We start from the raw sequence: 12,093 nt of genomic DNA on the forward strand, positions 1-12,093 counted from the left end.
TGGCCACGCTCAGTGTCGGGATCGTGCCAGCGCCGACGGCCACCAGATGGCCCGGCCGATGTCGTGGGAGAGCGCGGGTACCAGGATGCTGCGCACCACGATGGTGTCGAGCAGAACCCCGAACGCGACGGCGAACCCGACCTCCGCCAGGAACACCAGGGGCAGCACGCCGAGCACGGCGAAGGTCGCGGCCAGCACGATGCCTGCCGAGGTGATCACCCCGCCGGTGACGGCGAGTCCGCGCAGCACGCCTTCCCGGGTGCCGTGGCCGAGCGACTCCTCGCGGACCCGCGTCATCAGGAAGATGTTGTAGTCGATGCCGAGCGCGACGAGAAACACGAAGGCGAACAACGGGAACGACTGGTCGGCACCCGCGAAGTGGAACACGTGGGTGAACATGAAGCCGCACACGCCGAGGGTGGCGGCGAAGGACAGCACCACGGTGGCGATGAGGATCAGCGGCGCCAGCAGCGCCCGCAGCAGGACGGCCAGCACCACGAAGATCACGGCGAGCACGATCGGGATGATCAGGTTGCGGTCGTGGACCGAGGCGGCCTGCACGTCCAGGGTTGCGGCGGACGTGCCGCCCACCTGGGCGTCGGCCCCGGCGACGCCGTGCACGGCCGCCCGCAGGCGTTTGACGGTCTCCAGTGCCTGCGGGGAGTCGTAGGCGTCCGCGAGGGTGACGTTGACGACGGTACGGCCGTCGATCGGCGCCACCGTGAGTGTCGAAGGCGGGCAGCCGGGTTGGGCCTGCCGCGGCAGTTGGCCGCCGGAGAGCTGGGTCAGGGCGGCGAGCTTCGAGTAGTCCACCTGCACGCACACCGACCCGGGCGCGGTCGCGACGCCGTCGACCCGGCCGGCCGCGTCCATCACCTGGTCCAGCTGGGCCACGTTGGTGGTGATCACCGCGGGCGCCCCGGTTCCGGGGTCGAACTTGGCGTCGTAGATCCGCTGTCCCGCCACGGCGTCGGGGGTGTTGGTGAAGTTCTCTGTGGTGGTGAGCCCGTCGGTGCTCAGGCTGCCGATCCCGACCGCGAACAGCACGACGAGCAACGCGGTGGCGCCGATCCACGCGGGCCGGTCGCGTCGACCGACCACCTCGGCGATCCGTCCCCACATGCCGTGCGTCGCGAGGTCCGCGGCATGGTCGACACGGGGAATCCGGGGCCAGAACACCCATCGTCCCGCGACGGCCAGGAACACCGGAAGGAACGTCATCATCACCAGGTAGGTACAGCCGATTCCGATCGCCGCGACGGGGCCGAGGCCCTTGTTGGAATTCAGTTGGGAGAACGTCAGGCAGAGCAGGCCGAGGATCACGGTCAGGGCGGACGCGCTGATGGCGCCGGCGGACTCACGCCAGGCCCGGATCATCGCGTCGAACCGGTTCGGGTACCGGTGCAGTTCCTCCCGGTAGCGGGAGATGAGCAGCAGCGCGTAGTCGGTGCCCGCGCCGAGCACCAGCACCGAGAGAATGCCCTGGCTCTGCCCGGTCAGCGTGATCACCTCGTGCTCGGCGAGGAAGTAGACGGCCATCGAGGAGAGGCCGAGCGCGAGCACCGCGGACAGGATCGGGAAGAACCACAGCACCGGTGAGCGGTAGACGACCAGCAGGATCAGCACCACCACCAGCAGCGCGGCGCCGAGCAGGGCGCCGTCGATGCCGGCGAAGGCGTCGATCAGTGCGACGAGCAGCCCGCCGGAGCCCGCGGGCAGCACCACCAGGCCGGTGTCGGCGGTCGCGGCGGTCGCGGTGTCCATGACGGCCTGCTCGGTCCGGGCGAGAGCCTCGCCGTTGACGGCGGTGCCGTCGGTATCGGTTGCGGCCAGCGGGACGAACAGCGCGGCGGTGGTGCCGTCGGCCGAGAACTGGACCGGCGTCATGCTCGACTTGTCGACGCCGTCCACGCCGGCGACCTCGGTGGCGGCCCGTGCGACGGCCTCCCGGTCGGCCGCGGTCAGCGGCCCGTCGTCGCGCTGGAAGACGACGAACCCCGGGACGGTCGTGACGGTGACGAACTTCGCGGCCTCGTCGGCGACCTTCGTGGACTCGGCCGACGCGGGCAGGTACGACGCATTGTCGTTCTTCTGGACCTCGGTGAGCTTGCCCTGGAATGCGCCGCCGGCACCGCCGAGCAGGAATGCCAGCGCGGCGAGGACGATGACCGCGACCACCGGCCAGCCACGCCGAGGGCGCGGCGGTGCGGCCGGGGCGGTCTCGATGCCGGGATCGGTTTCGGTCATGTGTGTCCTCGAATGCGCTCAACGGCGGAGGTCAACGCGCTTCAGTAGACCACGCTCGGACGCGCCGCGAAACTTGAATCCAGGGCGTGCGGGAACGGAATTCGGCGGAGGTTTGCCATTTACCGACATTGTGTCGGGAACATGTTCTACCTTGTTGCCGCGTCCGTCGTTCGACGGGAGTCGGGCACGGCGGGCGCCATCCACTCCACGGAAGGGTAGAAATTCGATGGAAGATCATGGCGCCGACGCAGCGCGGGCCGTTGGCCGCGCGGGAGGCCTGTCCCGGCGCGGCTTCCTGACGGCGGCGGCGGGGGCCACCGCCCTCACCGCGCTGGCCTGGACACCCGCCCGGGCGCTGTCCTCGGACGACCCCGAGTCCACGTTGCCGGTGCCGCAGGCGTTTCCCGACGACATCCCGCTCGTCCAGCAGGGCTACGAGAACTGGGCTCGCGAGATTGTCTTCGACGAGGTGTGGACCGCCACGCCGCGCGACGCCCACGACGTGGTCCGACTCGCGAACTGGGCGTGTGCGAACGGATACCGGCTGCGGCCCCGCGGCACCATGCACGGTTGGAGTCCGCTGACCCTGGTGCCCGGGCAGGACGTCGATCGGGTCGTGCTGGTGGACACCATGGCCAGGCTGAACTCGATCGAAGTGAGCCCCGGCGGCAGTCCGGCGACGGTCACGGCAGACGCGGGTGCCAGCCTCGGCGAGATCCTCGGCCGGTTGCAGGATCACGGTCTCGGCTGGGCCAACTCGCCGGCCATCGGCGAGCTCTCCATCGCGGGCGTGCTCGCGATCAACGCCCACGGTGCAACGTTGCCTGCGGACGGCGAAACCGCGCTCCCCGGAGCGTCGTTCGGCACGCTGAGCAACCTGATCACCGCGCTCACGGCGGTGGTGTGGGACGAGGGCTCGCGGCAGTACCGGCTCCGGGACTTCACCCGCGCGGACGCAGGCATCCGCCCGCTGCTCACCCACCTCGGTAGGTCGTTCCTCACCTCCGTGACGCTGCAGGCCGGGCCGAACTACCGGATGCGCTGCGAGTCGATCGTCGACATTCCGTGGCAGGAGTTGTTCGCCCCGGCGGGCACACCGGGCCGCACCTTCGAGAGCTACATCGCGAAGTCGGGCCGTGCCGAGGCGATTTGGTTCCCCTTCACGCAGACCCCGTACCTCAAGGTGTGGACGCCCACCCCGACCAAGCCGCCGCAGTCACGCGAGGTGACCGGTCCGTACAACTACCCGTACGCCGACACGATTTCGAAGCCGGTCACCGATCTGCTCGCCCAGATCCTCGACGGTACCGGTGCGGTCACCCCGCTGTTCGGCAAGACCCAACTGGGCGTCTTCCAGACCGGACTGGCCGCCACCGATGGCGCGGATCTGTGGGGTTGGTCCAAGGACGTGATGTTCTACCTGCGGGCCACCACCGTGCGGATGAACGCGGGCGGCGGCGTGGTGATCACCAGCCGGGCGAACATCGCGCGGGTGATCAACGAGTTCACCACCTGGCACCACGCGCGTCAGCGCCAACTCCAGTCCGAGGGCCGGTACCCGATCAACGGCCCGTTCGAGGTGCGCCTCTGCGGACTCGACGACCAGTCCGAAGTCATGGTGGAAAGTGCTGGCCCGCCGACCATCTCGGCGCTCCGTCCGCGGCCGGACCATCCGGAGTGGGACACGGCGATCTGGATGAACGTGGTCGGCGTCCCGGGCACGCCCGGTCAGGCCGCGTACTTCCGCGAGATGGAGCAGTTCATGCGGGCGAACTACCGCGGCGACTACGCCACCTTCCGGCCGGAGTGGGCCAAGGGGTGGGCGTTCACCGACGAGGCCGGGTTCGTGGATCAGCCGACGATCGAGTCGGTCATCCCGGAGACCTTCCGTGCCGGCGTCCCGTCCGGCGACAACTGGGACTCCGCACGCGCGGCGTACAACGCGCACGATCCGCACCGGGTCTTCTCGAACCCCTTGCTGGACAAGCTTCTTCCGTGAGGCGAAGTGGCCCGGCATCGGCGCCGGGCCACTACTCGCGAGGGCGGGGCCGGATGTGCTCGAAGACCAGCGTGGTCTCGGTCGCGGCGACGTCCGGCCGGGCCGAGAGGTGATCGAGCACGAAGTCCCGCAACGCGGCGGTGTCCCGCATCGCCACGTGCAGGAGGTAGTCGTCGGCGCCGGCGATGAAGTAGACGTCGAGCACTTCCGGCGTTGCGGACATCCGCTCGGCGAACCGGGCCATGTGCGGGCGGGCGTCGGCGCGCAGCCGGACCGCGATCATCGCCTCCAGGTCGCGGCCGAGAGCCGCGGGGTCGACGTCTGCATGGAACCCGCGGATCACGCCCCGCTCGACGAGTGAGCGGACCCGGGCCAGGCAGGTCGACGGCGCGATCCCGGCCAGCTCGGCGAGCGCGTTGTTGGGCGTGCGCGCGTCGCGGGTGAGCTGGGCGAGCAGCGCGTGGTCCACCTCGTCGAGCCGGACCTGCCGAACATCGTTCGGTCGCGGGCCACGAGAGCCCGGCATGGCCGAAGATTCCCGATTCATACACCGATTCTAGAGAATATCCAGCGGATTTCTAGGCGTGGAACCAATGGAAATTCATACTTTGATCAGCGCCGATCGCGCTCGTCGAGATGAAACCAGCCCCTCCCACCCCTGAAGGAGCCGTCATGAGGATCGCAGTCCCCCGCGAGGTCAAGCGCCACGAGTACCGGGTGGCGCTCACACCCGGGGGAGTTCACGAACTGGTCACCCGTGGGCACCGGGTGTTCGTCGAGGCAGGCGCCGGTGTCGGCTCGACCTTCACCGACCGGGACTACTCCGACGCCGGCGCGCAGGTGCTCGACGACGCCGACGAGGTGTGGGCGGCGGGTGAGTTGTTGCTGAAGGTGAAGGAGCCGGTGGCACAGGAGTATTCGCGACTGCGCGCGGACCAGGTGCTGTTCACCTACCTGCACCTGGCGGCGTCGAGGGAGTGCACCGACGCGCTGCTGGCGGCGGGGACCACGGCGATCGCCTACGAGACCGTCCAGACCCCGGACGGGACGCTGCCGCTGCTCGCCCCGATGAGCGAGGTCGCCGGCCGGCTCTCCGCGCAGGTGGGGGCCTACCACCTGATGAGCAGCGCCGGCGGGCGCGGCGTGCTGATGGGCGGGGTGCCCGGGGTGAGCCCCGCGCAGGTGACCGTCCTTGGCGGCGGTGTCGCAGGTCAGAACGCGGCGGCCATCGCGGTCGGGATGCACGCCTCTGTCACGGTGCTCGACCTCAACCCCACCCGGCTGCACGAGATCGACGACCGCTACCGCGGTCGGGTACGGACGATCGTCTCGAACCAGCTCGAAGTCGAGCGCGCGGTGCTCGGCTCGGACCTGGTGATCGGCGCCGTCCTGGTGCCGGGCGCGCGGGCGCCGCGCTTGGTGGGCAACGAGCTGGTCGCCCGCATGCGGCCCGGTTCGGTGCTGGTCGACGTCGCCGTCGACCAGGGCGGCTGCTTCGAGGACACTCGACCGACGACCCACGACGCGCCGACCTACCGTGTCCACGAGTCGGTGTTCTACTGCGTGGCGAACATGCCGGGGGCGGTGCCGCGCACCTCCACCCTGGCGTTGACCAACGCGACGATGCCGTACGTCGTCGCGCTGGCCGACCAGGGCTGGCGCCGCGCCACCGCCGCCGACCCGTCGCTGGCGGCGGGGCTGAGTACCCACGACGGGGTGCTGCTCTCGGAAGCGGTCGCCAACGCCCACGGTTATCGGGCGCAGCGGGCGGCCTGACGGCGTCCCGGCACGAACCGGGCGGCCGGCGCTAGGTGCTGCGGGTCCCGGACCGAGGGGCGCCCGCCGCGGCGCGTGGGGCCGGCGGCTGCCGGACGACCTTGACGCCGACCGGTCGCGCGGCCGGACGCGGCAGCGTGACCTCCTCGGCCGTGCGGCGGCGCGTGGGCGGCATCGCGGGCGGCACCGTCGACGGCCGCGTCGAGAAGTCGTTCTCGAGAAAAGACTCGAATGAGTCGTCGAGGATATTCATCCAGTCGTCGTGCAGCGGTGGAGAAATGGTGCCGGTGAGGGTGGAAGCGTAACTGCGGTTCCGGTATCCCATGATGTCTTTTTTCTTGTCGAGCTTCCACTGCTTGAAAAGCTCACCCTGCTTCTCGACATGGAATTCCGGGTAGTCGGTCCGGTCGACCAGATCTCGAATGTAGGCCGCCTGGAAATCGATTTCGTCCGCCGCGGATGCCAGCCGCTCTTCGCGTCCGCGCCAATTGTCGACGTCGAGGTCCTGAGTTTTCCTGTCGGGTAGCGTGATTCGGCCGAGAATTACATCGCGGGCGTACCAGGCCTGCGCGTCGAACATGTTGAATGTGAAGTACTGGTCCTGCATGCCCAGGTACATGAGCCTGGGGTTGTCCAGGAAGAAGATGCCCTTGTAGATCTCGCGCGGGTACAGGCGGTTGTTGGTCCGCAGCGTCAGTTCGTCCGGCAGGAACGGGAAGTGGTGCTGGTACCCGGTGCACAGCACGATCGCGTCCACCTCGCGGGTGCTGCCGTCCTGGAAGCTGGCGACATTTCCGTCGATCCCGGTGACCAGGGGCACCTCGGAGAAGCCCTCGGGCCAGGCATGGCCGAGCGGGTTCGAACGGTAGCTGAAGGTGACCTCACTGGCGCCGTACTTGTGGCACTGGGTCCCGATGTCCTCGGCGGAGTAGCTGGCCCCGACGAGGAGCAGTCGCTTCCCGGCGAACTCGCGCGCGTCCCGGAAGTCGTGTGCGTGCAGGACGCGGCCGGGGAACTGTTCCAGGCCGTCGAACTCCGGCACGTTCGGTGTCGAGAAGTGGCCGGTCGCGACGATGACATGGTCGAACTCGCTGGACTCGAGGGCCCCGCGGTCGTGGTCCATGACGGTGACGGTGAACTTCTCGGTCTGCTCGCTGTAGCTCACCCAGCGCACCGCGGTGTTGAACCGGATGTACTTGCGGACGTCGGACTTCTCGACGCGGCCCATGACGTAGTTCTGTAGGACGGCGCGCGGCGGGTACGAGGGAATCGGACGACCGAAGTGCTCCTCGAAGGAGTAGTCGGCGAACTCCAGGCACTCCTTGGGGCCGTTCGACCACAGGTACCGGTACATGCTGGCGTGCACGGGTTCGCCGTTTTCGTCGAGCCCGGTGCGCCATGTGTAGTTCCACATGCCGCCCCAGTCGCGCTGCTTTTCGTAACACACAATGTCGGGCATCGGCCCCGGACCTGAATTTCGTGCCGACTCGAATGCTCTCAGCTGTGCGAGGCCACTCGGTCCGGCTCCCAAAATCGCGATCCTTGGCGTCAATTCTTTCTCCCTTTATTAGTTGTCCGTACCTCCCTGGGTATCATGAACGTCGCTGGTTGGGCCAATTTCGATTTGTGTGCATGGGCGAATTGTCCACTCTCCGTTGCTCGACCGGCGAACGCTCTACCAGCGGGTATCCCGTACGAAAGTCGTCGGTCGGCGAATCGTCGCGTGTGACCGTTCACTCGTGGTTGGTCACGGCCTATCCTGGCCTCCGACTGCGAAGGAGCGGCTGATGACCGAGGCGCTGACCGTGCAACGCGACGGCGACATCCTCACCTGGACGCTGAACCGTCCGGAGACGCGCAACGTGATCTCCGAACCCGACATGGTGGCGGCCCTCGAGTCCGCTGTCGACGCGGTGAACACCGACCGCACCGCGCGTGTGGTGGTGCTCACCGGGTCGGGACCGTCGTTCTCGTCGGGCGGCAACGTCAAGCACATGCGCGACCGGACCGGCATGTTCGCGGGCACGTCCGCCGAGCTGCGCAACGGCTACCGGCACGGGATCCAGCGGATCCCGAGGGCGCTGTTCCACTGCGAGGTGCCGGTCATTGCGGCGGTCAACGGGCCTGCCGTCGGCGCCGGCTGTGACCTGGCATTGATGTGTGACATGCGTATTGCGTCGACGGCGGCGACGTTCGCCGAGAGCTTCGTGCGGCTCGGCATCGTGCCGGGCGACGGCGGCGCCTGGTTCCTGCCGCGGGCGGTGGGGGCGGCGCGGGCCGCGGAGATGGCCTTCACCGGCGACGCCGTCGACGCCGCGACCGCGCTCGACTGGGGCCTGGTGTCCCAGGTGGTCGAGCCCGAGCGGCTGCTGCCTGCCGCCTACGAGCTGGCGCGTCGGGTGGCGGTGAACCCGCCGCAGGCGCTCCGGATGACCAAGAAGCTGCTCCGGGAGGGCCAGCACCAGAGCCTCGAGAGCCTGCTCGAGTTGTCGGCGTCGATGCAGGCGCTGGCGCACCACACTCGCGACCACCGGGAGGCGGTTGCGGCGATGCTCGAGCGCCGGCCGCCGGAGTTCACCGGGGAGTAGCGGCGCCGGCGGAGCGCTGTGACCTCGGTTGCGGCATTTGTCGGCGGATAGTCGTATGGTGTCTCACCGTGATCATCGTCAGCACGGACGGCTCCTGCCTGCGCAATCCCGGTGGTGCTATCGGCTGGGCGTGGGTCAATCACTTGGGCCCGAGCCGCTCGGGTGGCGAGCACTCGGGCACCAACCAGGTTGCCGAGTTGCGGGCCGTGCTCGAGGCGATCAAGGCCCATCCCGGCGACGAGCCGATGCTGATCGAATCCGACTCCCAGTACGCCATCAAGTGCGCCTCCGAGTGGGTGTCGGGGTGGAAGCGGAACGGCTGGCGGACCTCGTCCGGCGAGCCGGTCAAGAACCTCGACCTGGTTCGGGGCATCGAGGAGGCCATCGACGTGCGGACCGGCCCGGTGCGCTTCCGGTGGGTCCGCGGGCACGTCGGCAACCACTACAACGAGGAGGCCGACCGGCTGGCCGGTGAGGCAGCCCGCGCGATCGCCGCGAAGCCGGCGCGAGCCGTCGTGCCGAAGCCGGTACCTGTCGGCGCGGGCGCCGGAGTCACCGAGGCGGGCGCCTCCACCCCGGCGAAGACGGTCTCGCGTACCCGCACCCGCGCCGTCACCGCCAGGCCGAAGCGTGTCCCCGCGGCGCCGGTCGAGTCTGAGCCGATGCTGTTCGACATTCCCGCCCCCGAAGGCGCGCTCACCCTGTTCTAGGCGTGGGTGGACCCGTTCTGGGGTAGACAGTGGCGGAACCGTCGTTAACAGCGAGGAGCCGCTCGTGTTTCCTGGGAACTTCGTCTCCACCGCGCCGGACAAGGCCGCGATCATCAGGCCGGCCACCGGCGAACAGCTCACCTATCGCCAACTCGACGAGCGTTCGACCCGACTCGCCAAGTACCTGCGGGCGGCAGGGCTACGGCCGGGCGATCACATCGCCCTGGTGTCGAGCAACGACCTGCGGGTGCTGGAGGTGTACTGGGCGGCGCTCAGGTCCGGCCTGTACATCACGGTGGTCAACTGGCACCTGACCGCGGCTGAGGCCGTGTACGTGGTCGAGGACTGTGGCGCCCGGGTGTTGATCGCGTCGGCCGACGCGGCCGTGGCCACCGGCGTCGGCACCGCCGGTCTTCCGCTCGTCGGACACCGCCTCGTGTACGGGGGTCCGGTGGCCGGATTCGATGACTACGAACAGGCTTTGGCTCGTTTCGACGCGTCTCCACTGGTCGACCAGCCGCGAGGTCAGGACATGTTGTACTCGTCCGGGACGACGGGTCGCCCGAAGGGCATCAAGCCGAAGCTGCCCGAGGGGCAGGTCGACGAGACCATGGACCCGTACACGGCGGTGTTCGCGCCCATGTACGGCTTCGCGGAGGACACCGTGTACCTCTGTCCGGCGCCGCTCTATCATGCAGCGCCACTGCGTTTTTGCGGGACCATCACCTCGGTGGGTGGGACCGTGGTGCTGATGGACCGGTTCGACGCCGAACGTGCGCTGGAGCTGATCCAGCGCCACCGGGTCACGCACAGTCAGTGGGTACCGACGATGTTCGTTCGGATGCTGAAGCTGCCCAAGGAGGTTCGTGACTCCTACGACGTGTCCAGCCTGCGCTGCGCCGTCCACGCGGCGGCCCCGTGTCAGCCCGAGGTGAAGAGCGCGATGATCGACTGGTGGGGTCCGGTGCTCTACGAGTACTACGCCTCCACCGAGGGCTCGGGTGCCACGTTCATCGACAGCGCGCAGGCGCTCGCGAAGCCCGGATCCGTTGGGCGCGACGGTGTTGTGGGGACCGTGCACATCTGCGACGAGGCAGGCGTCGAGCTGCCGACCGGCGAGACCGGCACCGTCTGGTGGGAGCGTGACGAGCGGCCCTTCGAGTACCACAACGACGCGGCCAAGACCGACGAGGCGACCCACCCGGACCATCCGACCTGGACCACGAGCGGCGACATCGGGCACATCGACGCGGATCGCTTCCTCTACCTCACGGACCGGCTGGCCTTCACGATCATCTCCGGCGGCGTCAACATCTATCCACAGGAGTCCGAGAACGTGTTGACGCTGCACCCGAAGGTCTACGACGTCGCGGTGATCGGGGTGCCGAACCCGGAGATGGGCGAGGAGGTCAAGGCGGTGGTCGCGCTCGAGCCCGGGATCGAACCCAGTCCGGAACTCGAACGCGAACTGCTCGACTACGTCCGCGAACGGGTCTCACACTTCAAGGCTCCGAGGAGCATCGACTTCACCGACGACCTGCCACGCACCCCGACCGGCAAACTGGTCAAGCACGCGCTGCGCGCTCGGTACCTGCCGACGACGTAGCGCGGACGTTCGGGTCAGAGCCCGAACAGCGCGGCGGCGTTGTCGTGGCACACCCCGCGGACCCACTCGTCACCGAGTCCGAGCCGGTCCACCGCCTCCAGGGAGTGTGCGTACGGATACGGGATGTTCGGGAAGTCGCTGCCGAACAGGATCCGGTCCCCGAGGGCGCGCAGTCGCTCCAGTTCCGGCGCGGGCAGCGGCGCGGCGTCGTTGATGAAGTCGGTGAACGCCATGGTGGTGTCGAGGTACAGCCGCTCGTGGCGGTCGGCGAGGTCGAGGAACTCCGAGTACTCCGGCATGCCCATGTGCGCGATCACCAGCCGCAGTCGCGGGTACCGGGCGAGCAGGGCGGCGATCGGCCCGGGCCCGGTGAACCGGCCGGGAGCCGGACCGGAGCCGCAGTGGATGACGATCGGGGTGCCGACGTCCTCGAGCAGTCCCCACACGCGGTCGAGCAGCGGGTCGTTGGGTTCGTAGTCGCCGACCTGGATGTGCGACTTGAACACCCGGGTCCCGGCGTCGAGCGCGGCGGCGACGTATTCCGGCGCGGACGGCTCCGGGTAGAAGGTGGAGGTGTGCAGGCAGTCCGGGTTCCGGGCGGCGAACTCGACGGCCCACTGGTTCAGCCAGGCGGCCATGTCGGGCTTGTGCGGGTAGATCATCGAGGTGAAGGCGCGGACCCCGTAGGCCCGCAGCCGGTCCAGCCGCGCGTCCTCCTCTAGCCGGTACCGAATCGGCCATTCCATCCCGGTCAGTGGCCCGGCCGAGTCGAAGTACGCCCACACCTTGTCCATTACCGACTTCGGCATGAAGTGGGTGTGCACGTCGATGATTCCCGGCAGGTTCCGGTCCCGCAGGAAGGCGGTCACCGCGTCCACGTCTGCCTGCCGGTTGTCCACGTCGCTCATCGACTCACCATGTCACGTCGTGCCGTCCCGCCGCCGGGCCGGTCGACAGGACGGGCCGCCGTGCTTACCTTGGCTGTGGCGCCGACAGGCGCATTCCTCAATCTCTGAAAGGCATTCAATGATCACGAACTTGGTCAACCTGGTCCTCGGCGCGGTCGGCGGCGTTTCCGCGGGCAGCAGCGGATACACGATCGCGCCTGGCACCCTTCCCTTCGGGAGCTGACCGCACGCTGAACCCCGAACGGGCGATTGCCGGGAC

General features: G+C 68.8%; 9 protein-coding genes. 5 read left to right on the forward strand and 4 right to left on the reverse strand.

The genetic code is table 11. The features are described from left to right. Nucleotides 1-9 precede the first annotated feature (9 nt). Nucleotides 10-2,247 carry an MMPL family transporter gene (locus ACFO6S_RS09660; protein ID WP_378416384.1) on the reverse strand — a complete coding sequence of 746 codons (2,238 nt, stop codon included), beginning with the start codon at nucleotides 2,245-2,247 and terminating at the stop codon, nucleotides 10-12. A 226-nt stretch (nucleotides 2,248-2,473) separates the two neighbouring features. Between ACFO6S_RS09660 and ACFO6S_RS09665 the strand changes: the two genes are divergently transcribed. After that, complete coding sequence (locus ACFO6S_RS09665) at nucleotides 2,474-4,246, forward strand: cholesterol oxidase substrate-binding domain-containing protein (RefSeq protein ID WP_378416386.1); 1,773 nt, start codon at nucleotides 2,474-2,476, stop codon at nucleotides 4,244-4,246. A 31-nt stretch (nucleotides 4,247-4,277) separates the two neighbouring features. On the opposite strand, the gene ACFO6S_RS09670 is transcribed toward ACFO6S_RS09665, so the two are convergent. Continuing rightward, on the reverse strand, nucleotides 4,278-4,793 hold the full coding sequence (locus ACFO6S_RS09670) for an Lrp/AsnC family transcriptional regulator (RefSeq protein WP_378416388.1): 516 nt from the start codon (nucleotides 4,791-4,793) through the stop codon (nucleotides 4,278-4,280). A 125-nt stretch (nucleotides 4,794-4,918) separates the two neighbouring features. Here ACFO6S_RS09670 and ald point away from each other — a divergent pair, with 125 nt between their 5' ends. Further along, on the forward strand, nucleotides 4,919-6,022 hold the full coding sequence (ald, locus tag ACFO6S_RS09675) for an alanine dehydrogenase (RefSeq protein ID WP_378416389.1): 1,104 nt from the start codon (nucleotides 4,919-4,921) through the stop codon (nucleotides 6,020-6,022). Nucleotides 6,023-6,053: 31 nt separating this feature from the next. Here the strand turns inward: ald and ACFO6S_RS09680 are convergent, their stop codons facing one another. Next, nucleotides 6,054-7,574, reverse strand: a complete 1,521-nt coding sequence (locus tag ACFO6S_RS09680; protein WP_378416390.1) for a flavin-containing monooxygenase — start codon at nucleotides 7,572-7,574, stop codon at nucleotides 6,054-6,056. 235 nt (nucleotides 7,575-7,809) lie between these two features. Here ACFO6S_RS09680 and ACFO6S_RS09685 point away from each other — a divergent pair, with 235 nt between their 5' ends. The 3 genes from ACFO6S_RS09685 to ACFO6S_RS09695 all read left to right on the forward strand — a co-directional run bounded on the left by ACFO6S_RS09685 (nucleotide 7,810) and on the right by ACFO6S_RS09695 (nucleotide 10,926). Next, the gene (locus ACFO6S_RS09685; protein ID WP_378416392.1) at nucleotides 7,810-8,610 is read left to right on the forward strand and encodes a crotonase/enoyl-CoA hydratase family protein; all 801 of its coding nucleotides are present in this window, start codon (nucleotides 7,810-7,812) and stop codon (nucleotides 8,608-8,610) included. Between the two features lie 68 nt (nucleotides 8,611-8,678). Next, complete coding sequence (locus ACFO6S_RS09690) at nucleotides 8,679-9,320, forward strand: ribonuclease H family protein (RefSeq protein WP_378416393.1); 642 nt, start codon at nucleotides 8,679-8,681, stop codon at nucleotides 9,318-9,320. Nucleotides 9,321-9,384: 64 nt separating this feature from the next. After that, entirely contained in the window at nucleotides 9,385-10,926 is a 1,542-nt protein-coding gene (locus ACFO6S_RS09695; RefSeq protein WP_378416395.1) for an AMP-binding protein, read from the forward strand. A 14-nt stretch (nucleotides 10,927-10,940) separates the two neighbouring features. On the opposite strand, the gene ACFO6S_RS09700 is transcribed toward ACFO6S_RS09695, so the two are convergent. After that, on the reverse strand, nucleotides 10,941-11,834 hold the full coding sequence (locus ACFO6S_RS09700) for an amidohydrolase family protein (protein WP_378416397.1): 894 nt from the start codon (nucleotides 11,832-11,834) through the stop codon (nucleotides 10,941-10,943). Nucleotides 11,835-12,093 lie beyond the last annotated feature (259 nt).

The organism is Rhodococcus kronopolitis, from assembly GCF_042654025.1.
Classification (GTDB): Bacteria; Actinomycetota; Actinomycetes; order Mycobacteriales; family Mycobacteriaceae; genus Rhodococcus_G; species Rhodococcus_G kronopolitis.

Excerpts from the sequence above, each read along its gene's own strand:
- ACFO6S_RS09670 (WP_378416388.1), bottom strand. The coding sequence starts at position 4,793 with ATGAATCGGGAATCTTCGGCCATGCCGGGCTCTCGTGGCCCGCGACCG.
- ACFO6S_RS09660 (WP_378416384.1), bottom strand. The coding sequence starts at position 2,247 with ATGACCGAAACCGATCCCGGCATCGAGACCGCCCCGGCCGCACCGCCG.
- ACFO6S_RS09700 (WP_378416397.1), bottom strand. The coding sequence starts at position 11,834 with ATGAGCGACGTGGACAACCGGCAGGCAGACGTGGACGCGGTGACCGCC.
- ald (WP_378416389.1), top strand. The coding sequence starts at position 4,919 with ATGAGGATCGCAGTCCCCCGCGAGGTCAAGCGCCACGAGTACCGGGTG.
- ACFO6S_RS09665 (WP_378416386.1), top strand. The coding sequence starts at position 2,474 with ATGGAAGATCATGGCGCCGACGCAGCGCGGGCCGTTGGCCGCGCGGGA.
- ACFO6S_RS09685 (WP_378416392.1), top strand. The coding sequence starts at position 7,810 with ATGACCGAGGCGCTGACCGTGCAACGCGACGGCGACATCCTCACCTGG.